Source organism: Burkholderia sp. SIMBA_051 (assembly GCF_046534915.1).
GTDB classification, from domain to species: Bacteria; Pseudomonadota; Gammaproteobacteria; order Burkholderiales; family Burkholderiaceae; genus Burkholderia; species Burkholderia ambifaria.
Genome location: NZ_JAWRXS010000001.1, coordinates 380,409 through 406,735, shown reverse-complemented (window position 1 = coordinate 406,735; position 26,327 = coordinate 380,409). Strand labels below are relative to the sequence as shown.

The following is a 26,327-nucleotide window of genomic DNA, read 5'->3' as shown; positions in this document are numbered from 1 at the left end:
TCGGGCATTCAAATCGGCCGCAACCGCCGCGAGGCGGCTGCGGCACCTGCAAAAGCAGGACGCTTACGCTGCCAGCAGCGAGCGCAGCACGAACGGCAGGATACCGCCGTGCTTGTAGTAGTCGACTTCGATCGGCGTATCGATGCGCAGCAGCACCGGCACGCGCTGCGTTTCGCCGTTCTTGCGGTGGATCACGAGCGTGACGTCCTGCTGCGGCTTGAAGTCGTCGCCGAGACCTTCGATGTCGTAGGTCTCTTCGCCGGTGATGCCGAGCGACTGGACGCTGTCCGCACCCTTGAACTGCAGCGGCAGCACGCCCATGCCGACCAGGTTCGAGCGGTGGATGCGCTCGAAGCTGCGTGCGATCACGGCCTTCACGCCGAGCAGTTGCGTGCCCTTCGCGGCCCAGTCGCGCGACGAGCCCGTGCCGTACTCCTCGCCCGCGAACACGACGGTCGGCGTATCGGCGTCGACGTAGCGCATCGCGGCGTCGTAGATCGACAGCTGGTCGCCGCTCGGCTGGTGGATCGTCAGGCCGCCTTCGACGCGCGAGCCGTCTGCCTTCACCGGGATCATCAGGTTCTTGATCCGGACGTTCGCGAACGTGCCGCGCATCATCACGTCGTGGTTGCCGCGGCGCGAGCCGTAGCTGTTGAAGTCGGCCTTCTGCACGCCGTTCTCCTTCAGCCACTTGCCTGCCGGCGAGTCTTCCTTGATCGAGCCTGCCGGGCTGATGTGGTCGGTCGTGACCGAGTCACCGAAGATGCCCAGTGCGCGCGCGCCCTTGACCGTCGGGATCGAATCGGCCGGCTCCATCGAGAAGTCGTTGCCGAAGAACGGCGGCTCCGCGATGTAGGTCGACTTCGGCCAGTCGTAGACCTGGCCCGTTTCGCCCTCGATCTTGCTCCACAGGTCGCCCTTCTTGGTCAGCTTCGAGTAGTTGTCCTCGAACTTCTTCGGGTCGAGCGCGAACTTGAGCAGCGCGTGGATTTCCTCGCTCGTCGGCCAGATGTCGCCGAGGTAGATGTCGTAACCGTCCTTGCCCTTGCCGACCGGCTCGGTCATCAGGTCGCGCGTGATGTTGCCGGCGATCGCGTAGGCGACGACGAGCGGCGGCGACGCGAGGAAGTTCGCGCGGATGTTCGGGTGGATACGCGCTTCGAAGTTACGGTTGCCCGACAGCACGGCCGCCGCGACGATGTCGTTCTTCGTGATCGCTTCGTTCAGCTCCGGCGTCAGGTCGCCCGCGTTGCCGATACAGGTCGTGCAGCCATAGGCCGCGACTTCGAAGCCGAGCTTCGACAGGTAGGGCAGCAGGCCCGTCTTCGTCAGGTACTCGGTGACGATGCGCGATCCCGGCGCGAGCGAGGTCTTGATCTTCGGGTCGACAGTGAGGCCGGCCTCGACGGCCTTCTTCGCGAGCAGGCCGGCGGCCAGCAGCACGCTCGGGTTCGACGTGTTCGTGCACGACGTGATCGCGGCGATCAGCACGTCGCCGTTCTTCACGTCGACGCCGTTGCTCGTCGTGTACTGCGTGTTGAGTTCTTCCGCCTTCTTCGCGAAGCCGTTTTCCGCGACCGGCTTCGAGAACAGGTCGGTGAACGTCGACTTGACGTTGCCGATCTCGATGCGGTCCTGCGGGCGCTTCGGGCCGGCCAGCGACGGGGCGACCGTCGCCAGGTCGAGCGTCACCGTCTTCGTGTAGTCGATGTCGCCGGCCTGCGGAATGCCGAACAGGTTCTGAGCCTTGAAGTAGTTCTCGAACGCGGCGATTTCCGCCTTCGTGCGGCCCGTGCCTTCGAAGTAGTCGATGGTCTTTTCGTCGACCGGGAAGAAGCCCATCGTCGCGCCGTATTCCGGCGCCATGTTGCCGATCGTCGCGCGGTCCGGCAGCGACAGCGACTTCGTGCCTTCGCCGAAGAACTCGACGAACTTGCCGACGACCTTCTCCTTGCGCAGCATTTCGGTGATCGTCAGCACCAGGTCGGTGGCCGTCACGCCTTCGCGCAGTTTGCCCTTCAGCTCGACGCCGACGACGTCCGGCGTCAGGAAGTACACCGGCTGGCCGAGCATGCCGGCTTCGGCCTCGATGCCGCCCACGCCCCAGCCGACCACGCCGATGCCGTTGATCATCGTCGTGTGGCTGTCCGTGCCGACGAGGGTGTCCGGGTAGTACACGGTGTCGCCGCCGTTCGCCTTCTTGTGGACGCCGCGCGCGAGATACTCGAGGTTCACCTGGTGGACGATGCCGACGCCCGGCGGCACGACCTTGAACGTGTCGAACGCCTGCATGCCCCACTTCATGAACTGGTAGCGTTCGTTGTTGCGCTGGAATTCCAGCTTCATGTTCAGGTCGAGCGCGTCCTTCTGGCGGAAGTAGTCGATCTGGACCGAGTGGTCGACGACGAGATCGACCGGCACCAGCGGCTCGATCTTCTTCGGGTTCTTGCCCGAACGCTCGGCGACGCCGCGCATGGCCGCGATGTCGGCGAGCAGCGGGACGCCCGTGAAGTCCTGCAGCACGACGCGCGACACCACGAACGGAATCTCGTCGACGCGCTTCGCGGTCGGCTTCCAGTTCGCCAGCTGCTCGATGTGTTCCTCGGTGATCTTCTTGCCGTCGTAGTTGCGCAGCACGGACTCGAGCACGATACGGATCGACACCGGCAGGCGCTCGATCTTCGTCTTCAGTTCCTTGCCGAGCTGCGGCAGCGAGTAGAACTTGCCTTTGCCGGAACCGCTGTCGAATTCCTTGAGGGTCTTGTGGAGATTGTGGGCCATGGTGATTTTCCTGGGTTTAAGGCTAGGAAACAAAGAGTCCTGCGGCTATATCACATACAAGTCGACGTATTCATCGACCGGCATTGCTTCGAGCGTTGCCTGGTCCAGCGACACGTCGAGAATCGCTTGTTGCTGCTTGGCCGGAAAGCGGCGGGCGAGGTTGGTCCTGAACTTCTCGACCAGCAGCGGGATGCCGTCCGTGCGGCGCCGCCGATGGCCGAGCGGATATTCGATCGCCACTTCGGCAAGCTTCGACCCGTCCGCGAATTCGATCGTCAGCGCATTCGCGATCGATCGCTTGGCCGGGTCATGGTAATCCTTCGTGAACTGCGGATCCTCGACGCACACGGTTTTCGCGCGCAGCGCGTCGATGCGCGGATCGGCGGCGACCGCGTCTTCGTAATCGGCCGCGGTCAGCCGGCCGAACAGCAGCGGCACGGCGACCATGTACTGGATGCAGTGATCGCGATCGGCCGGATTGGCGAGCGGGCCCTGCTTGTCGATGATGCGCAGCGCGGCCGCGTGCGTGCGGATCGTGATCCGGCTGATGTCGTCGGTCGTGCGGCCCGTCGCGGCGAGCTGGGCGTGCAACTGCAGCGCGGCCTCGGCGGCCGTCTGCGCGTGGAATTCGGCCGGAAACGCGATCTTGAACAGCACGTTCTCCATCACGTACGTGCCGTACGGGCGCTGGAAGCGGAACGGCTGCCCGTCGAACAGCACGTCGTAGAAGCCCCACGTTTTTGCGGTGAGCGCCGACGGGTAGCCCATTTCACCCGTTTTCGCGATCAGCGCGAGGCGCACCGCGCGGGACGTCGCGTCGCCTGCCGCCCATGACTTGCGCGAACCGGTGTTCGGCGCGTGGCGGTAGGTGCGCAGCGATTGGCCGTCGACGAATGCGTTGGATACCGCGTTGATCAGCTCGTCGCGCGTGAGCCCGAGCAGGCGGCCCACGACGGCCGTCGACGCGACCTTCACGAGCAGCACGTGGTCGAGCCCGACGGCGTTGAACGAATTCTCGAGGGCGAGGCAGCCCTGGATCTCGTGGGCCTGGATCATCGCGACGAGCACGTCGCGCATCGCAAGCGGCTGCCTGCCGGCCGCGACGGCCGTGCGGGACAGCCAGTCGGCCGTCGCCAGGATCCCGCCGAGATTGTCGGACGGATGACCCCATTCGGCGGCGAGCCAGGTGTCGTTGAAGTCCAGCCAGCGGATCATCGCGCCGATGTCGAACGCGGCCTGGACGGGATCGAGCTGGAAGGACGTGCCGGGCACCTTCGCGCCGTTCGGCACGATCGTGCCGGGCACGACGGGACCGAGCAGCTTGGTGCAGGCGGGATAGGACAGCGCCTCGAGTCCGCATCCGAGCGTGTCGATCAGGCAATGACGCGCCGTCTCCAGCGCGAGCGCGCTGTCGATGCCGGTGTTCAGCACGTAGTCGACGATATCGACGAGTACCGTATCCGGAGCAGGGCGGACGTTGGAGACCGGGGCGGACATCGAGGGGCCGGGAGCGGAAAAACGCGCGCGCTTAGTTCGTTGCCGGCTTCAGCTCGTTCGACTGCGTCGGTGCCGCGGTGCCTTGCGCCATTTCCGGCGTCACGCATTCGTCCGCGAGGCGCTCGCCGCCGTTTGCGTCGGAGAACAGCATCGCCTTGGTCGGGATCACGACCAGCTTGAGGCCGGCTGCCGGATCGTAGAACGTGTCGGCGCCCGTCGTCGTGGCTTCGCGCGGCAGCTTGTAGTTCCGCTTCGCCCAGTGAACCGTGACGAGCTGGTCGCGCTTCATGTCGCCGGCGAGGTCGAACGACAGACCTTCCTTACAGGACCACTTGACCGCGCCTTCCGGTACCGAGTCGACCTTGGCAGCCGCGCGTGCCTGCGCCTTCTTGCTGCGCGGGATGATGCGCTTGGCCGGCGCCGGGCGCTTGGCCGTCTTCTTCGCGGTCGTCGCCGTACCCTGGGCGAACGCGCTCGGAGCCGACACCAGCATCGTGGCGGACAACGCGCCGATGGCGGTAGCGATCAGGAGTTTCTTCATGGAGTCAGAACCTTTCGATTATCAGTTGACAAGGGCCGGCAATCGGAAACCGCCGGCCGGTTTGAAACTGCACGCGCCCCGGAAGCGCGCAGCGGCCGCTATTTTCACCTATTTGGCCGCGCAAATTTCAGGTTTTCGGGCTCCGTTACGTTTTTTGTCGTTTCGCAAACCTGTGTCGGGTTCACGCCCCGGCGATTCGATGAAATGCGTGTGTCGGCGCGCGCTCACCGCGCGTCTCCGGCGGCCGGGCCGAACAGCGGCGCGGCCTCGGCCGGCACCGGCTGGCCGGTCGCCCGCGCGCGGCGCAGCACCGACCAGTAATAGCGGTAGCTCGCGCGGTCGTGCAGCGTATCGCCGTGGCGCGTCGGGCCCCAGTCGGCGGCCTGCGCGGCCAGCAGGATCTCGGCGGCCAGTGCGACTTCATCGGTGCGCGGCGCGAATGCGTCGACGATCGGGCGGATCTGCGCGGGGTGGATGCTCCACATCCGCGTGAACGCGAACTCGTCGCGTGCGCGGAGGGCGTCGCCGGCGACGATCGCCATGTCGCGCACCTCGGTTGTGACATTGTGTGACGGTGTCTTGCCGTGCGCGTGGCAGGCCGCGGCGATTTCCAGTTTCGCGCGGCGCACGAGCGGGTGGTCGAACTGGCCGGGCGAGCGCATCGCCGCATCGGGAATCGCGCCGTGATGGGCGGACACGAAGTCCATCAGCCCGAAGCTCAGCGTGCCGACGAGCGGCAGCGCGGCGAGGGCGGCCGCCTGCGCGAGCGCGCCGTGCGTCTCGACCAGCACGTCGACGGGAATCGGCTGCGCGAGGCCGAGCTCGCGGCGCGTGCCTTCGATGAACGCGACCATCTCGGCCGCGTCGGCGGCGCTCGCGATCTTCGGCAGCGTGACGTAGGCCGGTGCGCGCGCGGCGCGCAGCACGATGCGCACGTCGTCGCGCCAATGGGGATGGGAAAAGTCGTGGATGCGGACGCCGACCCGCCCGAAGCGGTTCTCGGCGCTGCCGAGGAGCTCGGCGACGAGCTGCGCGTGCGCGGCTTCCTGGCCGACGGCCGCGCCGTCCTCGCAGTCGAGCGTGATGTCGAACACGGGGCCGAGTTCGGCCTGGAGCGCGAGCGACTTGCGCATCAGCTTCTCGCTGCCCGCGTAGTGATCGCAGCAGGGCAGGATCGCGGGCGGCGACGCCCCGTCGTACAGCACTTGTGCAGGAGTGAGCGCGGACATCTCTTCTACGTCAAGGAAGCGGGCAACGTGGAGAAAATCGGATTCGGGCACGTTCTGGGCCGGCGCGCGGGGCGCGTGAGCGGCAAAACGTGCGCGGATCGGATCGGGCGGCGGGGCCGGCTGCCGGCCCGCCGCCCGTGCCGTGACCAGCCCGCCCGGAGGCGGCCCGGCCATCATGCAGCCTGCTTAGTTCTTCAGCAGGTGGGCGACGCCGTCGCGCTCTTCGAGCAGCTCGGCCAGCGTGCCGTCCATCTTCTCGCGCGAGAACGCGTCGATTTCCAGGCCTTCGACGCGCTTGTACTCGCCGTTTTCGCATACGACCGGCACACCGTAGATGATGTCTTCGGGGATGCCGTACGAGCCGTCCGACGGGATGCCCATCGTGACCCACTTGCCGTTCGTGCCGAGGACCCAGTCACGCACGTGGTCGATCGCCGCGTTGGCTGCCGACGCTGCCGACGACAGGCCGCGCGCTTCGATGATCGCCGCGCCGCGCTTGCCGACGGTCGGGATGAACGTGTCGCGGTTCCACACGTCGTCGTTGATCAGCTTCAGCAGCGACTCGCCTTCGGCGGTCGCGAAGCGGAAGTCGGGGTACATCGTCGGCGAGTGGTTGCCCCACACGGCGAGCTTCTCGATCGATGCGACCGGCTTGCCCGACTTCGCGGCGAGCTGCGACAGCGCGCGGTTGTGGTCGAGGCGCAGCATGGCCGTGAAGTTCTTCTTCGGCAGATCCGGCGCCGACTTCATGGCGATGTACGCGTTGGTGTTCGCCGGGTTGCCGACGACCAGCACCTTCACGTCGCGGCTCGCGACTTCGTTCAGCGCGGCGCCCTGGACCGTGAAGATCTCGGCGTTCGCCGACAGCAGGTCCTTGCGCTCCATGCCCTTCGAGCGCGGACGTGCGCCGACCAGCAGAGCGACGTCTGCATCCTTGAATGCAACCTTCGGATCGTCGGTGATCACGACGCCCGCGAGCAGCGGGAACGCGCAATCGTCGAGCTCCATCACGACGCCTTTGACGGCGGCTTGGGCTTGCGGGAGGTCGAGCAGTTGCAGGATGACCGGCTGGTCCTTGCCGAGCAGGTCGCCGTTCGCGATGCGGAACAGCAGGGAGTATGCGATTTGACCTGCGGCGCCGGTGACGGCAACGCGCTTTGCGGGCTTAGCCATTGAAAATCTCCAGGACGGGTGAAGCGGTGGACGCTAGGCAAAACGCCATTCTATGCGCGTTACGCGTAGCGTTGCATTGAAGCAGGGCGGAGGACTCGCGAATGGCACACGCGGTGAACCTGGAGACGGCCGTGGCACGTAGCCGGGGACGCATTTTGCACCCGCGAACCCTTGCTCGCCCCGGAGTGTAGGAGCCGGCTGGCCCAAAGTCAAACGGTATCATATGTCTTATATAAGACAGATGTTTTGCGGAATTTGAGTGGACGAAAAAGCGCGGTTTGTGATGAAATGCGCGCCATGACATCGAACCAGGCGAACAACGCGAATCCAACCGGCGCAGGCGGCCCAGGGCAGCCGGGCGCGGGCGATTCCGCGCCGGCGCCTGCCGCTTCGCCGTCCCCGACCTTCAGCCCGTTATACCAGCAGATCAAGTCATTGATCACGCAGAGTCTCGAATCCGGTGAATGGAAGCCGGGCGAGATCATCCCGAGCGAAGTGGAGCTCGCGGCCCGCTATAAGGTCAGCCAGGGCACCGTTCGCAAGGCGATCGACGAATTGGCCGCCGAAAACCTCGTGGTCCGGCGGCAGGGCAAGGGGACGTTTGTTGCGACGCACAACGAGGATCGCGCGCAGTTCCGCTTCCTGCGGCTGCTGGCCGACGACGGTGCCGAGCATCCGCACGTGAGCCGGCTGCTCGAGTGCCGGCGCCTGCGCGCGCCGGCCGAGATCGCGCGGCAGCTCGACCTGAAGCCGGCCGACCCGGTCGTGCAGGTGCGGCGCCTGCTGGAGTTCGATAGCGAAGTGACGGTGCTCGACGAGATCTGGCTGCCGGGCACGATGTTCCGCGGGCTCACGTTCGAGCGGTTGAGCGAATACAAGGGGCCGCTCTACGCGATGTTCGAGACGGAGTTCGGCACGCGGATGATCCGCGCGACGGAGAAGATCCGCGCGGTCGCGGCGGAGCCGGCGGTGGCCGACCTGCTGCACGTGCCGGCGGGTTTTCCGTTGCTGTCGGTCGAGCGCGTGTCCTATACGTACGGTGACCGGCCAGTGGAAGTGCGGCGCGGCTGGTATGTCACAACCGGGTACTACTATCAGAATGACTTGAGTTGACGGTGTTCGGCTCGGGCCGGGTGCATTCGCGTTCCACACGCGCGCGAAGCACGTTTTGGGCCGCCTTTGTTCGTGTTCGCGCAACTATCCAGAGCAGACTTTCGCTGCAGCGCGATATAAAAAGGCGCTAAAATCGCGGATTAGTGTGACAACATAGTAGGGGTCTAGCATGACTGACGCAGTAAGAAAGCCGAGGCCGGAATACCGGAACATCGGAATCGGCGACATCACGTTGAAATACCGCATGCCTCTGGCTGCGATATTGTCGATTCTCCACCGAGTCAGCGGCGCGCTGCTGTTCCTGTTCCTGCCGTTCCTGCTGTTCCTCTTCGACCAGAGCCTCACCTCCGAGCTCAGCTTCGAAGTCTTCAAGGCTTTCCTCTCCAACATCGTCGTCAAGCTGATCGTCCTCGCGTTGTCGTGGGCGTTCCTCCACCATTTCTGCGCCGGCATTCGCCACCTGCTGATGGACGTCAACCACGACGCCGTCTCGAAGGAAGGCGGCAAGCGGACGGCAGTCGTCGTCTTTGTCGTCTCGATCGCGCTGACGATCGCCATGGCACTCAAACTGTTCGGAGCGTTCTAAGAAAATGGCAGCCAATAACCGAATCGGCTCGAAGCGCCTCGTCGTCGGCGCTCACTACGGCCTGCGCGACTGGCTCGCGCAACGCGTCACCGCCACGATCATGGCAGTCTACACGGTCATTCTGCTCGCGCTGTTCTTCGGCGCGCATGACTTCTCGTACGAAGGCTGGGCGTCGATCTTCTCCGCGCAATGGATGAAGCTCGCGACCTTCGTGACGCTGCTTTCCCTCTTCTACCACGCATGGGTCGGCGTGCGCGACATCTGGATGGACTACGTGAAGCCCGTCGGTGTGCGCCTGCTGCTGCAATCGCTGACCATCGTCTGGCTGCTCGCATGTGCGGGCTACGCCGCGCAGATTCTCTGGAGAGTGTAAAGAATGGCTGCAATCAAAACTTCCCTGCCGCGCCGCAAGTTCGACGTGGTGATCGTCGGCGCGGGCGGCTCGGGCTTGCGCGCAGCGCTGCAACTGTCGCGCGCGGGCCTGTCGGTCGGCGTGCTGTCGAAGGTGTTCCCGACCCGTTCGCACACGGTGGCCGCACAGGGCGGCATCGGCGCGTCGCTCGGCAACATGAGCGAAGACAACTGGCACTTCCACTTCTACGACACGATCAAGGGTTCCGACTGGCTCGGCGACCAGGACGCGATCGAGTTCATGTGCCGCGAAGCACCGAACGTCGTGTACGAACTGGAACACTTCGGCATGCCGTTCGACCGTAACGCGGACGGCACGATCTACCAGCGTCCGTTCGGCGGCCATACCGCGAACTACGGCGAGAAGCCGGTCCAGCGCGCTTGCGCGGCCGCCGACCGTACCGGTCACGCGCTGCTGCACACGCTGTACCAGCAGAACGTCGAAGCGAAGACGCAGTTCTTCGTCGAATGGATGGCGCTCGACCTGATCCGCGATGCGGACGGCGACGTGCTCGGCGTGACGGCCCTCGAGATGGAGACGGGCGACGTCTACATCATGGAAGGCAAGACGACGCTGTTCGCGACGGGCGGCGCAGGCCGGATCTTCGCGGCATCGACCAACGCGTTCATCAACACCGGCGACGGCCTCGGCATGGCCGCGCGTTCGGGCATCGCGCTGCAGGACATGGAGTTCTGGCAGTTCCACCCGACCGGCGTGGCCGGCGCGGGCGTGCTGATCACCGAAGGCGTGCGCGGCGAAGGCGGTATCCTGCGCAACGCGAACGGCGAGCGCTTCATGGAACGCTACGCACCGACGCTGAAGGATCTGGCGCCGCGTGACTTCGTGTCGCGTTCGATGGACCAGGAAATCAAGGAAGGCCGCGGCGTCGGTCCGAACAAGGACCACGTGCTGCTCGACCTGTCGCACATCGGCGCCGAGACGATCATGAAGCGTCTGCCGTCGATCCGCGAAATCGCGCTGAAGTTCGCGAACGTCGACGCGATCAAGGAACCGATCCCGGTCGTCCCGACGATCCACTACCAGATGGGCGGCATCCCGACCAACATCCACGGTCAGGTCGTCGGCACGTCGCGCGATCACAAGGAACCGGTCAACGGCTTCTACGCAGTGGGCGAATGCTCGTGCGTGTCCGTGCACGGCGCGAACCGCCTCGGCACGAACTCGCTGCTGGACCTCGTGGTGTTCGGCCGTGCGGCCGGCAACCACATCGTCGAGCACGTGAAGAACCAGAAGGAACACAAGCCGCTGCCGGCCGATGCAGGCGAGTTCTCGCTGGCACGTCTGAACAAGCTCGACAAGTCGTCGTCGGGCGAATACACGCAGGACGTCGCGAACGACATCCGCGCGACGATGCAGAAGCACGCGGGCGTGTTCCGCACGTCGGCGCTGCTGAAGGAAGGCGTCGAGCAGATGGCCGGCCTCGCGGCACGCGTGGAAAGCATCCATCTGAAGGACAAGTCGAAAGTGTTCAACACCGCGCGCGTCGAAGCGCTCGAGCTGGAGAACCTGATCGAAGTGGCCCGCGCGACGATGGTGTCGGCGGAAGCGCGCAAGGAAAGCCGTGGCGCACATGCCCACAGCGACTACGAACACCGCGACGACGACAACTGGCTGCGCCACACGCTGTGGTACAGCGAAGGCGATCGCCTCGACTACAAGCCGGTTCAAATGAAGCCGCTGACGGTCGAATCCGTGCCGCCGAAGCCGCGCACGTTCTAAGCCGAGTCAAAGGAATCCGAAATGGCAAAACGCATTTTTGAAGTCTACCGCTACGATCCGGACAAGGACGCGGCGCCGCGCATGCAGACGTACGAGCTCGAGATCCAGCATGAGCGCATGCTGCTCGACGCACTGGTCAAGCTGAAGGCACTGGACGAGACGCTGTCGTTCCGCCGTTCGTGCCGTGAAGGCGTGTGCGGTTCGGACGCGATGAACATCAACGGCAAGAACGGTCTCGCGTGCCTGACGAACCTGAACGACCTGCCGCAGAAGATCGTGCTGCGTCCGCTGCCGGGCCTGCCCGTCGTGCGCGACCTGATCGTCGACATGACGCACTTCTTCAACCAGTATCACTCGATCAAGCCGTACCTGATCAACGACGCGCCGCCGCCGGAGAAGGAACGCCTCCAGTCGCCGGAAGAGCGCGACGAGCTCGACGGCGTGTACGAGTGCATTCTGTGCGCGAGCTGCTCGACGTCGTGCCCGAGCTTCTGGTGGAACCCGGACAAGTTCGTCGGCCCGGCCGGCCTGCTGCAGGCTTACCGCTTCATCGCGGATAGTCGCGACACGGCCACCGGCGAGCGTCTCGACAACCTGGAAGACCCGTACCGTCTGTTCCGTTGCCATACGATCATGAACTGCGTCGACGTTTGCCCGAAGGGCCTGAACCCGACGAAGGCGATCGGCAAGATCAAGGAACTGATGGTTCGCCGCGCGGTTTAACATGATGACCCCCAAGCTCACTTTGTTCGCCGCCCCCCGAGGGGGCGTCGACACCCTTGGGGCGGCCCGGCGGGTGTCTTTGTGATGAGCGACGATTCGCATCAATCCGACCCGCACCGTCGCGCGCGCCTTCGCTGGCGCGCGCGGCGGGGTCTGCTGGAAAACGACATCATCTTCGAGCGTTTCTTCAGCAGATACGAGCATGACCTCACCGATGCAGACGTAGGCGCGTTGTCGCGCCTGCTCGATCTGAGCGACAACGACCTGATGGACTTGCTCCTCGCGCGCAAGGAACCAGAGGGCGACCTAGACAGCCCGGAAATTCACAGGCTGTTGGAGATGCTGCGCAACGTGTAACGCCAAGGTGTAGCGCGTTGTGCCCGTTATCGAATCCCGTTTCTTTATTTCGATTGAGGATGTGCCATGACTCCGTCTGATGTTAAAGCCACGCTATCGTTCAGCGACAACTCGCCGAGCGTCGAAATGCCGATCTACAAGGGGACGATGGGCCCGGACGTAATCGACATCCGCAAGCTGTACGGCCAGACCGGCAAGTTCACTTACGACCCGGGTTTCATGTCGACGGCAGCTTGTAATTCGGCGATCACGTACATCGACGGCGACAAGGGCGAACTGCTGTACCGCGGCTACCCGATCGACAACCTCGCGCAGAACGCCGACTTCCTTGAGACCTGCTACCTGCTGCTGAAGGGCGAGCTGCCGAACGCGGCGCAGAAGAAGGAATTCGTCGACACCGTCACGAAGCACACGATGGTGCACGAGCAGATGCACTTCTTCTTCCGTGGCTTCCGTCGCGACGCGCACCCGATGGCGGTGCTGGTGGCGGCCGTCGGCGCGCTGTCGGCGTTCTATCACGACTCGCTCGACATCAACGATCCGCGTCACCGTGAAGTATCGGCGATCCGCATGATCGCGAAGCTGCCGACGCTCGTCGCGATGGCGTACAAGTTCAGCATCGGCCAGCCGTTCGTTTATCCGAAGAATGAACTGTCGTACAGCGCGAACTTCATGCACATGATGTTCTCGAATCCGTGCGAAGAGTACAAGGTCAACGACGTGCTCGTGCGCGCACTCGACCGTATCCTGATCCTGCACGCCGATCACGAACAGAACGCATCGACGTCGACGGTCCGCCTGGCCGGTTCGTCGGGCGCGAACCCGTTCGCGTGTATCGCTGCCGGTATCGCGTGTCTGTGGGGCCCGGCGCACGGTGGTGCGAACGAAGCCGCGCTGAACATGCTCGAGCAGATCGGTTCGCCGGACAACATCCCCGAATTCATCAAGCAGGTGAAGGACAAGAATTCGGGCGTGAAGCTGATGGGCTTCGGCCACCGCGTGTACAAGAACTACGACCCGCGTGCGAAGCTGATGCGCGAAACGTGCTACGAAGTGCTGAACGAACTGGGCCTGCACGACGACCCGCTGTTCAAGCTCGCGATGCAGCTCGAGAAGATCGCGCTGGAAGACGAATACTTCGTGTCGCGCAAGCTGTACCCGAACGTCGACTTCTACTCGGGCATCGTTCAGCGCGCGCTGGGCATCCCGACGTCGATGTTCACGTGTATCTTCGCGATGGCACGTACGGTCGGCTGGATCGCACAGTGGAACGAAATGATTGCGGATCCGGAGCAGAAGATCGGCCGTCCGCGTCAGCTGTTCATCGGCGACGCGCCGCGCGAAGCGAAGCCGATCAACGCACGTTAAGTCGTGCGCGGCGCGAACGGCCGTCAGGCCGCTCGCGTCCGGCAATCGCAACGCCCCGACACCCCGGTGGGTCATCCCGCCGGGGTGTTTTCATTTGTGCGGCCGGCGTTGGCCATGGCCCGGTCCGGTCCCGCGTTCCAGCGACGGCGGCCGCGTGTCGAGCGGCGGCGTGTCGGCATCGGGCGCGTGGCCGTGCTGCGCGAAGAATTGCCGGTACGCGCCGGGCGTCATCCCGCGCGCGGCGAGGAACTGGCGGTTGAAGTTCGCGGCATTCGGAATGCCGCAGCGTGCGGCCACCGTCGCAATCGGCCAGTCAGTGCCGACCAGGTGGCGGCACGCATGCGCGAGCCGCAACCGCTGCACGTAGCGGCCGACGCTTTCGCCGAGGTGTCGCACGAACAGCCGCTGCAGCGTGCGCTCGGACATGTGTGCGACGGCGGCGAGCGCGTCGATGCGCAGCGGCTCGTGGAAGTGCCGGTCGATCGCGTCGAGCACGCGATCGAGGCGCTCGGCTTCGGGCGCGGCCGAGTCGGCCGATGACGTGGCCGTGTCGGCCCGCTCGTAGGCCTGCGCGGTGGCGAGCGGCTCGCCGCCGGCTTCCGCAAGGTCGGCGAGCGTGTCGAGTGCGGCCGCGAGGCGCACGCGCGGCGAAGGGTCGAGCAACCGCGGCAGTCGCTCGCGCATCGCGCGGGCCGTCACGGCGTCGAAGGCGAGGCCGGGCGCCGCGCGCCGCAGCAGCGAGCGCAGCGGCGCGTACTCGGGACAGCAATCGGCCACGCGCCGCGCCCAGTCGCCGTCGAACCAGACGACGAGCGCGACTTCCGGCGCGTCGCGATCGATGCGCGCGTTCGACGACCACGTATGCGGCAGGTTGGGCGGCACGAGCACCAGGTCGTCGTCCGTGTAGCGGGCGACGTGATCGCCGACGAAGCGTCGGCCGCGACTGTTCAGTGTCAGCGTCAGTTCGTACTCGGGATGGCGATGCCATTCGAACGGAATGCGCACGAGCTGGCGGTGGTACACGCGGATCGAACAGCCGGGGGCGAACGCCACATGCTCGTACTGCGGTTTCAACGCGACCTCCGGTCGAGCGCGGCACCGCGCCGTGGCATGATCGTGATCGATCTTCACGACGGAGCGATGCCATGTTTTCACATGTTTGCGTGGGCGTGCGCGATACCGCGCGCGCTTACGACTTCTACGCGCCGCTGTTCGCGGAACTCGGCCTGCGTCTGAAGTTCAGCGAACCGGACGGCTGGTCGGGCTGGATGCCGGCCGACGTCGACCGGCCGCTGTTCTTCTTCGGTAGGCCGCTCGACGGCCGCGCGCCGGAACCGGGCAATGGCCATACGATCGCGTTCGACGCGCAAACGCGGGCGCAGGTCGACCGCTGCCATGCGCTTGCGCTGCAGCACGGCGGCACCTGCGAAGGGCCGCCGGGCCTGCGGCCGCACTATCACCGCGACTACTACGGCGCGTATTTCCGCGACCCGGACGGCAACAAGCTGTGCGTGGTCTGCCATCGTCCCGAGTAGCGGTTGTCAGGATTGTATCGATTGTTGGCTGGATAGTGTCGATCGCAACCGTGCGCCGGCCGTACGCTGAGCACTCGTCACGACACGATTCCATGAGGAGACAGCGATGCACCTGACGATCGACGATTTGCCGGCCGCGATCCGCGCGGCGAAAAGGGCGCTGCGCGCCGACCTGCCCGGATACGCGGCCACGTTCCGCGAACTGGAGGGCGATATCGCGCGGCAGGTCGACGCGATCCGCCGTGCGCACGCGCACGGCCATGACGTGATTCCGGTGCTGCGGTTCGCGGATATCGCGAACGGCACCGTCGATCCGCAGGCGATCGCCGCGATCCGCACGCACGGTGCGGCGGTGATTCGCGGCGTGTTCGACGCGGCGCAGGCGCGTGACTGGAATGACGAGATCGGCGCGTACCTGGATGCGAACCGCTTCGCCGAGCGGCTGGCGGCGCGTGCCGAGGATCGCTACTTCGGCAACCTCGCGTCGGGCAAGCCGCAGATCTACGGCGTCTACTGGTCGAAGCCGCAGGTGGCCGCGCGCCAGTCGCCGGCGCTCACGCAGGCACGCGTGTTCATGAACCGCCTGTGGCGGCATGCGGACGGCCAGCGCACGCACTTCGATCCCGACCGGGTGCCGGCCTACGCGGACCGGATTCGCCGCCGGCCGCCGGGCTCCACGTCGCTCGGGCTGTCGCCGCATGTCGACGGCGGCTCGGTCGAACGGTGGCTCGGCGCGAATTTCCGGCAGGTCTATCGCCACGTACTGCGCGGCAAGTGGCGCGATTACGATCCGTTCGACGCCGCGTTTCGCCCCGATGTCGAGGAGATTCCGTCGCCGGCCGTATGCTCGATGTTCCGTACGTTCCAGGGCTGGACCGCGCTGACGCCGCAGGGGCCCGGCGACGGCACGCTGCAGCTGATTCCGGTGGCGAACGCGATGGCGTACGTCGTGCTGCGCGCGCTGCAGGACGACGTCGCCGACGACGATCTGTGCGGCGCGCGTCCGGGCCGCGCGCTGTCGATCCTGCCCGAATGGCATGCGCTGCTGCTCGACGCGCTGGTGCCGATTCCGCACATGGAGCCCGGCGATGCCGTGTTCTGGCACGGCGACGTCGTGCACGCGGTCGAGGATGCGCATCGCGGCAGCGGCGACAGCAACGTGATGTACATCGCGGCCGCCCCCGATTGCGCGAAGAACGACGCGTACCTGCAGCGCCAGCGGCTCGCGTTCCTGCGCGGCGAAAGCCCGCCGGATTTCCCGGCCGATCATTTCGAGGTCGAATTCGACGGACGGGGCGGCGAGGGCGACCTTACGGCGCTTGGACGCGCGCAAATGGGGTTCGAGCCGATCGCTGCATGACGGATGCGGCGGACGCAGTGGACGCGACGCTCCGGCACGCGGCATCAGTCGATCGCGCCGCTTGCGCCGGCCGTCTGCCGAATCCGCTGCGTTCCGCGTTCAATTCGACGCGATCGGCTGCGGGCGTGCCCGAAATCGACGCGAATTGCGCAAATTGGCTTCCGATAATGGTCCGGACACAACGCAGCCGCCCCGTGCACCGCACGGGGGCAGCGTGACCATGGAGGAGTCGATGCAATTCACGCAAGCGATCGTTCGCCGTCCCGCGCCGTCCTGTGGCGCGGGTCTTACCACCGCCACGCTCGGCGCGCCCGACTACGACAAGACGCTCACGCAGTTCCATGCATACTGCGACGCGCTGCGCGGGCTCGGCGTCGAGCTGACCGAGTTGCCGCCGCTCGACGCGTTCCCTGATGCGCATTTCGTCGAGGACGTCGCCGTCGTGACGCCCGAATTCGCGGTGATCACGCGCCCCGGCGCGCCTGCGCGGCGCGGTGAGACGGTGCACATCGAAGCCGCGCTCGGCGCGCATCGCGACCTGCTGCCGATGCAGGCAGGCCGTCTCGACGGCGGCGACGTGATGCTGGTCGGCAAGCGCTTCTACATCGGCCTCACGGGCCGCACCGACGCCGAAGGCATCGCCGCGTTCGAAGCGCTGGTGTCGCGCTACGGCTATTCGGTCGTCGCGGTGCCGGTCGCCGCGGGCCTGCATCTGAAGTCGGTCGTCAACGCGCTCGGCGACGACACGCTGCTCGTGACCGAGGCACTGGCCGCACATCCGGCGTTCGCCGACTATCGCCGGATCGCGATCTCGGCCGCCGACGAATACGCGGGCAATACGCTGCGCGTGAACGGCACGCTGATCACGCCGGCCGGCTATCCGCGCGTGCACGACGCGATCGGCTCGCTCGGGCTGCCGCTGCACGTGATCGACACGAGCGAGTTCCGCAAGATGGACGGCGGCCTGACCTGCCTGTCGCTGCGGTTCTAGCCGATTGGCGCGCGGCCGCTTCGGCCGGATAATGTGGCCCCCGCGCGGAAACGGAGGAGACGTTCCGCGCACCAGCCACGACCCGACCGGAGCGAACGCGGATGACCGACAAGAAGATGCAGCTCGACAAGATCGACCTCCGGATCCTCGACATCCTGCGTACCGACGGACGGATTTCGTACCGCAAGCTGTCGGAGCTTGTGAACCTCACGCCGCGTCCGTGTCAGGCGCGCGTGGAGCGGCTCGAGGCGCTCGGCGTGATCGAAGGCTACCGCGCGGTGATCAAGGCGCCGCGCGCGACCAAGCCGATCGTCGTGATCGCGCAGATCGTGCTCGCCGATCACGGGCGTTCGCAGGCCCCGTTCGAGGACGAAATGCGGACCAATCCGGCTGTGCTCGACTGCTGGCTCGTCAGCGGCACGTTCGATTTTCTCGTGCGGCTCGCATGCGAGGATCTCGACGAATACCGGCGGATCGCGAACGTGTGGCTGGAAAGCCCGCGGTTCCGGATCGAGAAGATCGTGACGACCGCCGAGCTGCAGGCGATCAAGCGCAGCATCGTCTGACGCGTCAGTGCGCGTCGGGGGCCGCCGGCATCGGACGCGCGGCCCTGCGGACAGAACCGGTTCTCGAAGCGAATAACCGGGCCGATCGATTGGTATTCCGAATCAATTCGAGCGGCCCGATTCCAACCAGGGTGAATACTATGGATGCTTTGCAAGCGGCAGCGCAGACGGCCGCGCCGTCCGGGACGGCGCTCAAACGCCGGCTGCAGGGCCGCCACATCGCGATGATCGCGATCGGCGGCTCGATCGGCACGGGGCTGTTCGTCGCGTCGGGCGCGTCGGTCGCGCAGGCGGGGCCGGGCGGCGCGATCGCCGCGTATGTCGCGATCGGGCTGATGGTCTATTTCGTCGTCACGGGGCTCGGCGAGATGGCCGCGCTGATGCCGGTGTCGGGCTCGTTCGCGATCTACGGCGAGAAATACGTCGACGAAGGCTTCGGCGTCGCGCTCGGCTGGACCTACTGGTACAGCTGGGCCGTGACGATCGCGATCGAGCTGGTCGCCGCGCAGATCGTGATGCGCTACTGGTTTCCCGCGATACCGGGCGTATGGTGGGGCGCCGGGTTCCTGGTGCTGATCTTCCTGCTGAACACGCTGTCCGTGCGCGGCTTCGGCGAATCGGAATACTGGTTCTCGCTGATCAAGGTCGTCACCGTGATCGCGTTCATCGCGGCCGGGTTGCTGATCGCGGCCGGGCTGCTCGGCAACGGGCAGCCGGTCGGCTGGCGCAACTTCAGGACCGGCGACGCGCCGTTCGTCGGCGGCATGCACGCGATGATGAGCGTCGCGCTGATCGCGGGCTTCTCGTTTCTCGGCACCGAGCTGGTCGGCATCACGGCCGGCGAATCGGAAAACCCGCGCAAGACGATCCCGCGCGCGGTGAAGCAGATCTTCTGGCGGATCATGCTGTTCTACGTGTTCGCGATCTTCGTGATCGGCCTGCTGGTGCCGTACACCGATCCGAACCTGCTGAAGAGCGACGTGACCGATATCGGCGTGAGCCCGTTCACGCTCGTGTTCAGCCACGCGGGCTTTCCGCTCGCGGCCGGCGCGATGAACCTCGTGATTCTGACGGCCGTGCTGTCTGCCGGCAATTCCGGCACGTATGCGGCCACGCGGATGCTGTACAACCTCGCGGCGGAGGGCCGTGCGCCCGCGATGTTCGCGACGCTGTCGCCGGGCGGCGTGCCGCGCAACGCGCTGTACGCGACGATGGCGGTGGGCGGGCTGTGCTTTCTCACGTCGCTGACCAACAACCAGAGCATCTATCTGTGGCTGCTCAATACGGTCGGCATCACCGGCTTCATCGCGTGGCTCGGCATCGCGGTCTGCCATTACCGGTTCCGCAAGGGCTTCCTGAAGCAGGGATACCGGCTCGAGCAACTGCCGTATCGCGCGAAGTGGTTTCCGTTCGGGCCGCTGTTCGCGATCGCGATCTGCATCGTGATCTCGCTCGGGCAGGACTACCAGGCGTTCTTCGCGGCCCGCATCGACTGGCTGGAAGTGCTGTCGATCTATGTGTGGATCCCGTTGTTCGTCGCGATCTGGTGGGCGTATCGCCGCGTGCGCAAGAGCCGGCTCGTGCGGTACGAGGAGATGGATATCGGGCCGTGGCTCACGCGCTCGGTGGAGGCCGTCGACGCGGCGCTCACGCAGCACGGGCAGCACGGGCAGTCGCGCTGATGCGGCGGGCGTGCGCCGCCGTTGCGCGAGCATTACGCACGCGCCGGCCTCGCGATCGCGGTCCACGAATGGCGCGGGACGCGGGCCGACGGTGAAGGGCGGCGCTCGACGGCCATGTTCCTGCGTGAAGCGGCTGGCCTGACCGTGCGGCGTCATCGTCACGAGACGCCGGTCCGCGCGTGCATCGACGCTACTTGTCCAGCTCCGGATAGTGCCGGAAGATCCCCATGTCGTTGAACGGGATGCGGCGCTTGGACTCGAGATAACGCACGACGGGCGGATGCTGCGCGACGCGATCGTGCAGGCCGACGAGTCCCTCGACCTTGCGCTCCGCGCGCTTCATCGCCTTCGGAAACGCGTAGCGCAGGCCTTCGATCAGCTGGAATATCGACAGGTCCGCGTAACTCAGCGCGCTGCCGGCGAGATAGCCGCCCTTGTGCGGATTCTGCTCGCGCACGCGATCGAAGTAGCCGAGGTATTTCGGCAGCCGGTGCGCGAGGAAGTCGGCCGCGCGTTCGGCGGCCTCGGCCTTCTGGTCCTCGTAGTACAGGCCGCTGCCGATCGGGTGATGCGTGTCATGGATCTCGGTGACGAAATCGGCGACGGTCAGCTGGAGCTGATGCACCCACAGTCGCCCGGCTTCGTCATCGGGCGCGAGCCCGAGCCGCGCGCCGAGAAACAGCAGGATGTTCGCGACCTGCCCGACGACCACGTCGCCAGCCTTCAGGAACGGCGGCGCGAACGGCACGCATTCGTCCTTCGTGCTGTCCATCATGCGCATCATTGCAGACACGCCCATGCCGCGCCCCGATTCGCGCGCGACGTCGACATAGTCGGCCTCGGCCGCCTCGAGCGCGAGCCGCACGTATTCGCCGCGGCCCTGGATTTCGGGCCAGTAATAGAGTTCATATCGCATGCATTGCTCCTGTCCGGTCGATGCGGCGGGGGTGCGCGCATCGTGGTTGGCGGGGCGGGCGGCCGTGCGCCGCCCGTTGCGAATAGACAGTCTAGGAGATCGAGCGGGAAGTGCCGCGCGCGTCGCGTCACGCGCCGCGCTCGCCGCTTTCGCCGCCTTCCGGGCCATGGAAGAACACCCAGGTCGAGAAGTCGTCGGAGAAGCCGGCGAAGCGGTGCGCCGCGAACGCGGGCACGAACAGCACGTCGCCGGCCGCGACGCCGCATTCGCGTCCGTCGAGGACGAACCGCGACGTGCCCGCGGCAATCACGTAGACCTCGTCGCGCGTATGCGGCGTTTGCAGGTCCTCCCCGCGCGGCCGGTACAACTCGATGTCGAGCGTGCCGTGGCGAAACAGTGTCGTGAACAGCGTGCCTTCAGCGTCGAGGCGGGCGAGCGAGTCATGGATGCCGAGCTTCATCGTCTTGGGCTCCGGGTCCGGATCGTGGTCGTGGGGACGTTCACACGTGCGTCGTCCCATCGTATGCCGGAATCCGGCCCGGGGTGAACGCCGTTTGCCGGGTAATGCCGATACAGGTATTGGCACTACCAGCCAAACCACTGTTTTTAATGGGTTTTTTCGCGTCGCGCCTGCGCCGCGGCCCGTTCTGCGTGGCATAATCGACCGCATCCGCAAGGCTTGTAGTCACAACGACCCCGCATACCCATGGCACAGACTCTCTACGACAAACTGTGGAATACCCACGTCGTCCACACCGAGGACGACGGCACGGCATTGCTCTATATCGACCGTCAACTGCTGCACGAAGTCACGAGCCCGCAGGCATTCGAAGGGCTGAACGTCGCGCATCGCCCGGTGTGGCGCATCAGCGCGAACCTGGCCGTGTCGGACCACAACGTCCCCACCACGGATCGCAGCCACGGCATCGCCGATCCGGTCTCGAAGCTGCAGGTCGACACGCTCGACGCGAACTGCGACGCGTTCGGCATCACGCAGTTCAAGATGAACGACGTACGCCAGGGCATCGTGCACATCATCGGGCCGGAGCAGGGCGCGACGCTGCCGGGCATGACGATCGTCTGCGGCGATTCGCACACGTCGACGCACGGCGCGTTCGGCGCGCTCGCGCACGGCATCGGCACGTCGGAAGTCGAGCACGTGCTCGCCACGCAAACGCTGCTGCAGAAAAAGAGCAAGAACATGCTCGTGAAGGTCGAGGGCGCACTGCCGCGCGGCTGTACCGCGAAGGACATCGTGCTCGCGATCATCGGCAGGATCGGCACGGCCGGCGGCACGGGCTACGCGATCGAATTCGGCGGCTCGACGATCCGCGCGCTGACGATGGAAGGCCGGATGACCGTCTGCAACATGGCGATCGAAGCCGGCGCGCGCGCGGGCATGGTCGCGGTCGACGACACGACGATCGACTACCTGAAGGGCCGTCCGTTCGTGCCGACCGGCGCGGAATGGGACCAGGCCGTCGAGTACTGGCGCGAATTCAAGTCCGACGAAGGCGCGCAGTTCGACCGCGTCGTCGAGCTGAACGCGGCCGAGATCGTCCCGCAGGTCACGTGGGGCACGTCGCCGGAGATGGTCACGTCGATCGACGGTCGCGTGCCCGATCCCGAGCGCGAGAAGGATCCGGTCAAGCGCGACGCGATGGAGCGCGCGCTGGCCTACATGGCGCTCGAGCCGAACACGCCGATGGAGTCGATCAAGGTCGACAAGATCTTCATCGGTTCGTGCACGAACGCGCGCATCGAGGACATCCGCGCGGCCGCGTATGTCGTGAAGAAGCTGAACCGCCGCATCGCATCGAACGTGCGGCTCGCGATGGTCGTGCCGGGCTCGGGCCTCGTGAAGGCGCAGGCCGAGCGCGAAGGGCTCGACAAGGTGTTCACCGATGCGGGTTTCGAATGGCGCGAGCCGGGCTGCTCGATGTGCCTCGCGATGAACGCCGACCGGCTCGATCCGGGCGAGCGCTGCGCATCGACGTCGAACCGCAACTTCGAAGGCCGGCAGGGCGCGGGCGGTCGCACGCACCTCGTGAGCCCCGCGATGGCGGCGGCGGCGGCGATCGAAGGCCACTTCGTCGACATTCGCCAGCTGGGGTAACGCGTGACGGCATCGAAGCTCATCGCGCGGCTGGTTGCCGCGCTGGCGCTCGCGGGGCTGGGCTTCGGCCTCGCGGGCTGCAATACCGTCCGAGGCTTCGGCCAGGACGTCAATGCCGCCGGCAACGCGCTGCAGCGCGCCGCGGACTGACGCCCGCCAGGAATTTGTCGATGTGCGCCGGCTGAATGCCGGCCCTTCAACCGGATAGACGGATCATGGAAAAATTCACAGTGCATACCGGCGTCGTGGCGCCGCTCGATCGCGAGAACGTCGACACCGACGCGATCATCCCGAAGCAGTTCCTGAAGTCGATCAAGCGCACGGGCTTCGGTCCGAATGCGTTCGACGAATGGCGTTACCTCGACCACGGCGAGCCGGGCCAGGACAACTCGAAGCGCCCGCTGAACCCGGACTTCGTGCTGAACCAGCCGCGCTACCAGGGCGCATCGGTGCTGCTCGCACGCAAGAACTTCGGCTGCGGCAGCTCGCGCGAGCACGCGCCGTGGGCGCTGCAGCAGTACGGCTTCCGCGCGATCATCGCGCCGAGCTTCGCCGACATCTTCTTCAACAACTGCTACAAGAACGGGCTGCTGCCGATCGTGCTGACCGAGCAGCAGGTCGATCATCTGTTCAACGACACGTATGCGTTCAACGGCTATCAGCTGACGGTCGACCTCGACGCGCAGGTCGTGCGCACGGGCGACGGCCGCGAGTATCCGTTCGAGATCGCCGCGTTCCGCAAGTACTGCCTGCTGAACGGCTTCGACGACATCGGCCTGACGCTGCGTCACGCGGACAAGATCCGCCAGTTCGAAGCCGAGCGGCTCGCGAAGCAGCCTTGGCTCAACAACAAGCTGGTCGGCTGAGATTGCCTCCGGGCGGGCGCGCATGACGCGCGCTCGCCGACCCGCCACCACCACCTACCCAGTCAGGAATAACGCATGAAGATTGCAGTGCTGCCCGGCGACGGCATCGGTCCGGAAATCGTCAATGAAGCCGTCAAGGTGCTGAACGCCCTCGACGAACAGTTCGAACTCGAGCAGGCGCCGGTCGGCGGCGCGGGCTACGAGGCGAGCGGTCATCCGCTGCCGGACGCGACGCTGAAACTCGCGAAGGAAGCGGACGCAATCCTGTTCGGCGCGGTCGGCGACTGGAAGTACGACTCGCTCGAGCGCGCGTTGCGCCCCGAGCAGGCGATCCTCGGGCTGCGCAAGCACCTCGAGCTGTTCGCGAACTTCCGCCCGGCGATCTGCTATCCGCAGCTCGTCGATGCGTCGCCGCTGAAGCCGGAACTGGTCGCGGGCCTCGACATCCTGATCGTGCGCGAACTGAACGGCGACATCTATTTCGGCCAGCCGCGCGGCGTGCGCGCAGCGCCGGACGGCCCGTTCGCCGGCGCGCGCGAAGGCTTCGACACGATGCGCTACTCGGAGCCGGAAGTGCGCCGCATCGCGCACGTCGCGTTCCAGGCCGCGCAAAAGCGCGCGAAGAAGCTGCTGTCGGTGGACAAGTCGAACGTGCTCGAAACGTCGCAGTTCTGGCGCGACGTCATGATCGACGTGTCGAAGGAATACGCGGACGTCGAGCTGTCGCACATGTACGTCGACAACGCGGCGATGCAGCTCGCGAAGGCGCCGAAACAGTTCGACGTGATCGTGACCGGCAACATGTTCGGCGACATCCTGTCGGATGAAGCGTCGATGCTGACGGGCTCGATCGGCATGCTGCCGTCGGCGTCGCTCGACAAGAACAACAAGGGTCTGTACGAGCCGTCGCACGGTTCGGCACCGGACATCGCGGGCAAGGGCATCGCGAACCCGCTGGCGACGATCCTGTCGGCCGCGATGATGCTGCGCTACTCGCTGAATCGCGCCGAGCAGGCCGATCGCATCGAGCACGCGGTGAAAACGGTGCTCGAACAAGGCTATCGCACGGGCGACATCGCGACGCCGGGCTGCAAGCAGGTCGGCACGGCGGCGATGGGCGATGCGGTTGTCGCCGCGCTGTAACGCGCATGGCAATGACGTACGGCAGTTAATGTAGAAAGGGCGCGAACGGGCCATGAAATCGGCCGGTTCGCGCAGGGTTGGCCGTTGTGCGGCCAACCGGCTTTGTGTAGACTCGAACGATGGCGCTGATTTCCCTGATCTCCCCGGTCCTGAAACTCCACGGCAACATTGCCCGTGCGGGTACGCGCGCCATCGTCATCACGAAAACCATTACCACGAAAACGATCATTAAACGCTGATCGTCCGTCGTGCCCGCCTGTTTCCCCGCGCGGTCACGCCGGGGGCGGAAATGGCGGGGAAGCTCCATTCAAAGGGTTAGTCATGAACGTAGGTCTCGTAGGTTGGCGCGGCATGGTCGGCAGCGTGCTGATGCAACGCATGCAGGAAGAAGGTGATTTCGACCTGATCGAACCGGTGTTTTTCAGCACCAGCAATACGGGCGGCAAGGCGCCGTCGTTCGCGAAAAACGAGACTACGCTCAAGGACGCGACCAACGTCGACGAGCTGAAGAAGTGCGACGTGATCATCACGTGCCAAGGCGGCGACTACACGAACGACGTGTTCCCGAAGCTGCGCGCGGCCGGCTGGAACGGCTACTGGATCGACGCGGCGTCGTCGCTGCGGATGAAGGACGACGCGGTCATCATCCTCGATCCGGTCAACCTCGACGTGATCAAGGACGCGCTCGTCAAGGGCACGAAGAACTTCGTCGGCGGTAACTGCACGGTCAGCCTGATGCTGATGGCGCTGGGCGGCCTGTTCCGCGAGAACCTGGTCGACTGGATGACGGCGATGACCTACCAGGCCGCATCGGGCGCGGGCGCGCAGAACATGCGCGAACTGCTGTCGCAGATGGGCGCGCTGCACGGCGCGGTGCAGGAACAGCTCGCCGATCCCGCTTCCGCGATTCTCGACATCGATCGCCGCGTGCTCGCGACGATGAACAGCGATGCGATGCCGACGAGCCACTTCGGCGTGCCGCTCGCCGGTTCGCTGATTCCGTGGATCGACAAGGATCTCGGCAACGGGATGTCGAAGGAAGAGTGGAAGGGCGGCGCGGAAACCAACAAGATCCTCGGCAAGCCGGCGATGGGCGAGCCGGGCTCGATCCCGGTCGACGGGCTGTGCGTGCGGATCGGCGCGATGCGCTGCCACTCGCAGGCGCTGACGATCAAGCTGAAGAAGGATGTCCCGCTCGACGAAATCAACGGCATCCTCGCGTCGGCGAACGACTGGGTGAAGGTCGTGCCGAACGAGCGTGAAGCGTCGATGCGCGATCTGTCGCCGGCGAAGATCACCGGCACGCTGACGGTGCCGGTCGGTCGCCTGCGCAAGCTCGCGATGGGCGGCGAATACCTGTCGGCGTTCACGGTCGGCGATCAGCTGCTGTGGGGCGCGGCCGAGCCGCTGCGCCGCATGCTGCGTATCCTGCTCGACAAGTAAGGATTCGCGCGTGAAGCGAGACGCCTGCCAGCCCCTTGCGGGGCGGCAGGCGTTTTTCATTGGTCGGCGCCGGGCATGAGCGGCCGCATTCGTCGGCGATGAATTCGGCCGGAACGCGATCCTGTGAAGTAAACTATGCGGTTACGACGCGCAGAGTCGCCGAAAGCGTCGCGTTCTGCGCGACGCTTT

Annotated in this window: 26 protein-coding genes; 18 read left to right on the top strand and 8 right to left on the bottom strand. The window is 65.8% G+C overall.

The genetic code is table 11. The features are described from left to right. Window positions 1-63 precede the first annotated feature (63 nt). From acnA to SB771_RS01735, 5 genes are all read right to left on the bottom strand, one after another. Entirely contained in the window at window positions 64-2,781 is a 2,718-nt protein-coding gene (gene acnA, locus SB771_RS01755) for an aconitate hydratase AcnA (RefSeq protein WP_175659551.1), read from the bottom strand. Between the two features lie 45 nt (window positions 2,782-2,826). Continuing rightward, window positions 2,827-4,278, bottom strand: coding sequence for a bifunctional 2-methylcitrate dehydratase/aconitate hydratase (locus SB771_RS01750; protein ID WP_175659550.1), 1,452 nt, complete (start codon window positions 4,276-4,278; stop codon window positions 2,827-2,829). Between the two features lie 31 nt (window positions 4,279-4,309). Then, the gene (locus tag SB771_RS01745; RefSeq protein ID WP_012365675.1) at window positions 4,310-4,819 is read right to left on the bottom strand and encodes a hypothetical protein; all 510 of its coding nucleotides are present in this window, start codon (window positions 4,817-4,819) and stop codon (window positions 4,310-4,312) included. Between the two features lie 224 nt (window positions 4,820-5,043). Beyond that, a complete protein-coding gene (locus SB771_RS01740; RefSeq protein ID WP_011658349.1) occupies window positions 5,044-6,048 on the bottom strand; it encodes an HpcH/HpaI aldolase/citrate lyase family protein in 1,005 nt (334 codons plus the stop codon). 186 nt (window positions 6,049-6,234) lie between these two features. After that, the gene (locus tag SB771_RS01735) at window positions 6,235-7,221 is read right to left on the bottom strand and encodes a malate dehydrogenase (protein ID WP_006754984.1); all 987 of its coding nucleotides are present in this window, start codon (window positions 7,219-7,221) and stop codon (window positions 6,235-6,237) included. Window positions 7,222-7,509: 288 nt separating this feature from the next. Here SB771_RS01735 and SB771_RS01730 point away from each other — a divergent pair, with 288 nt between their 5' ends. The 7 genes from SB771_RS01730 to gltA all read left to right on the top strand — a co-directional run bounded on the left by SB771_RS01730 (window position 7,510) and on the right by gltA (window position 13,520). Next, the gene (locus tag SB771_RS01730; protein WP_011658350.1) at window positions 7,510-8,334 is read left to right on the top strand and encodes a GntR family transcriptional regulator; all 825 of its coding nucleotides are present in this window, start codon (window positions 7,510-7,512) and stop codon (window positions 8,332-8,334) included. A 169-nt stretch (window positions 8,335-8,503) separates the two neighbouring features. Then, window positions 8,504-8,920 carry a succinate dehydrogenase, cytochrome b556 subunit gene (gene sdhC, locus SB771_RS01725; protein WP_012365678.1) on the top strand — a complete coding sequence of 139 codons (417 nt, stop codon included), beginning with the start codon at window positions 8,504-8,506 and terminating at the stop codon, window positions 8,918-8,920. Between the two features lie 4 nt (window positions 8,921-8,924). After that, window positions 8,925-9,293: a succinate dehydrogenase, hydrophobic membrane anchor protein gene (gene sdhD, locus SB771_RS01720; RefSeq protein ID WP_006756688.1), complete on the top strand. Its 369-nt coding sequence runs from the start codon at window positions 8,925-8,927 to the stop codon at window positions 9,291-9,293. A gap of 3 nt (window positions 9,294-9,296) precedes the next feature. Continuing rightward, window positions 9,297-11,072, top strand: a complete 1,776-nt coding sequence (gene sdhA, locus SB771_RS01715) for a succinate dehydrogenase flavoprotein subunit (protein WP_006754980.1) — start codon at window positions 9,297-9,299, stop codon at window positions 11,070-11,072. 21 nt (window positions 11,073-11,093) lie between these two features. Beyond that, complete coding sequence (locus tag SB771_RS01710; RefSeq protein WP_006479352.1) at window positions 11,094-11,795, top strand: succinate dehydrogenase iron-sulfur subunit; 702 nt, start codon at window positions 11,094-11,096, stop codon at window positions 11,793-11,795. An 84-nt stretch (window positions 11,796-11,879) separates the two neighbouring features. Continuing rightward, a complete protein-coding gene (locus tag SB771_RS01705) occupies window positions 11,880-12,152 on the top strand; it encodes a succinate dehydrogenase assembly factor 2 (RefSeq protein WP_011658353.1) in 273 nt (90 codons plus the stop codon). Window positions 12,153-12,218: 66 nt separating this feature from the next. Further along, a complete protein-coding gene (gltA, locus tag SB771_RS01700; RefSeq protein WP_011658354.1) occupies window positions 12,219-13,520 on the top strand; it encodes a citrate synthase in 1,302 nt (433 codons plus the stop codon). A gap of 90 nt (window positions 13,521-13,610) precedes the next feature. Here the strand turns inward: gltA and SB771_RS01695 are convergent, their stop codons facing one another. Next, window positions 13,611-14,594 carry a helix-turn-helix domain-containing protein gene (locus SB771_RS01695; protein ID WP_175659549.1) on the bottom strand — a complete coding sequence of 328 codons (984 nt, stop codon included), beginning with the start codon at window positions 14,592-14,594 and terminating at the stop codon, window positions 13,611-13,613. 71 nt (window positions 14,595-14,665) lie between these two features. On the opposite strand from SB771_RS01695, the gene SB771_RS01690 reads away from it, so the two are divergent. The 5 genes from SB771_RS01690 to SB771_RS01670 all read left to right on the top strand — a co-directional run bounded on the left by SB771_RS01690 (window position 14,666) and on the right by SB771_RS01670 (window position 19,654). Further along, window positions 14,666-15,055, top strand: coding sequence for a VOC family protein (locus tag SB771_RS01690; protein ID WP_126225104.1), 390 nt, complete (start codon window positions 14,666-14,668; stop codon window positions 15,053-15,055). Window positions 15,056-15,161: 106 nt separating this feature from the next. Then, complete coding sequence (locus SB771_RS01685; RefSeq protein ID WP_175659548.1) at window positions 15,162-16,415, top strand: DUF1479 domain-containing protein; 1,254 nt, start codon at window positions 15,162-15,164, stop codon at window positions 16,413-16,415. Between the two features lie 232 nt (window positions 16,416-16,647). Further along, window positions 16,648-17,406: a dimethylarginine dimethylaminohydrolase family protein gene (locus tag SB771_RS01680; protein WP_175659547.1), complete on the top strand. Its 759-nt coding sequence runs from the start codon at window positions 16,648-16,650 to the stop codon at window positions 17,404-17,406. 101 nt (window positions 17,407-17,507) lie between these two features. Continuing rightward, window positions 17,508-17,972, top strand: coding sequence for an Lrp/AsnC family transcriptional regulator (locus tag SB771_RS01675; protein ID WP_165752777.1), 465 nt, complete (start codon window positions 17,508-17,510; stop codon window positions 17,970-17,972). A gap of 140 nt (window positions 17,973-18,112) precedes the next feature. Then, complete coding sequence (locus SB771_RS01670; RefSeq protein WP_175659546.1) at window positions 18,113-19,654, top strand: amino acid permease; 1,542 nt, start codon at window positions 18,113-18,115, stop codon at window positions 19,652-19,654. Window positions 19,655-19,844: 190 nt separating this feature from the next. Here the strand turns inward: SB771_RS01670 and SB771_RS01665 are convergent, their stop codons facing one another. Both SB771_RS01665 and SB771_RS01660 read right to left on the bottom strand, forming a co-directional pair. Continuing rightward, a complete protein-coding gene (locus SB771_RS01665) occupies window positions 19,845-20,570 on the bottom strand; it encodes a glutathione S-transferase (protein ID WP_175659545.1) in 726 nt (241 codons plus the stop codon). 127 nt (window positions 20,571-20,697) lie between these two features. Further along, on the bottom strand, window positions 20,698-21,030 hold the full coding sequence (locus tag SB771_RS01660) for a cupin domain-containing protein (protein WP_175659544.1): 333 nt from the start codon (window positions 21,028-21,030) through the stop codon (window positions 20,698-20,700). 246 nt (window positions 21,031-21,276) lie between these two features. On the opposite strand from SB771_RS01660, the gene leuC reads away from it, so the two are divergent. The 6 genes from leuC (at window position 21,277) to asd (ending at window position 26,138) form a co-directional block, all read left to right on the top strand. Next, window positions 21,277-22,686 carry a 3-isopropylmalate dehydratase large subunit gene (leuC, locus tag SB771_RS01655; protein ID WP_011658378.1) on the top strand — a complete coding sequence of 470 codons (1,410 nt, stop codon included), beginning with the start codon at window positions 21,277-21,279 and terminating at the stop codon, window positions 22,684-22,686. 3 nt (window positions 22,687-22,689) lie between these two features. Further along, entirely contained in the window at window positions 22,690-22,836 is a 147-nt protein-coding gene (locus tag SB771_RS01650; protein ID WP_011658379.1) for an entericidin A/B family lipoprotein, read from the top strand. 65 nt (window positions 22,837-22,901) lie between these two features. After that, the gene (gene leuD, locus SB771_RS01645) at window positions 22,902-23,552 is read left to right on the top strand and encodes a 3-isopropylmalate dehydratase small subunit (protein ID WP_006754088.1); all 651 of its coding nucleotides are present in this window, start codon (window positions 22,902-22,904) and stop codon (window positions 23,550-23,552) included. Window positions 23,553-23,627: 75 nt separating this feature from the next. Then, the gene (gene leuB, locus SB771_RS01640; protein ID WP_175659543.1) at window positions 23,628-24,695 is read left to right on the top strand and encodes a 3-isopropylmalate dehydrogenase; all 1,068 of its coding nucleotides are present in this window, start codon (window positions 23,628-23,630) and stop codon (window positions 24,693-24,695) included. A 119-nt stretch (window positions 24,696-24,814) separates the two neighbouring features. Next, entirely contained in the window at window positions 24,815-24,934 is a 120-nt protein-coding gene (locus SB771_RS01635) for a hypothetical protein (protein ID WP_006754086.1), read from the top strand. 82 nt (window positions 24,935-25,016) lie between these two features. Further along, window positions 25,017-26,138, top strand: coding sequence for an aspartate-semialdehyde dehydrogenase (asd, locus tag SB771_RS01630; RefSeq protein WP_006756674.1), 1,122 nt, complete (start codon window positions 25,017-25,019; stop codon window positions 26,136-26,138). The last annotated feature ends 189 nt before the right edge of the window (window positions 26,139-26,327 follow it).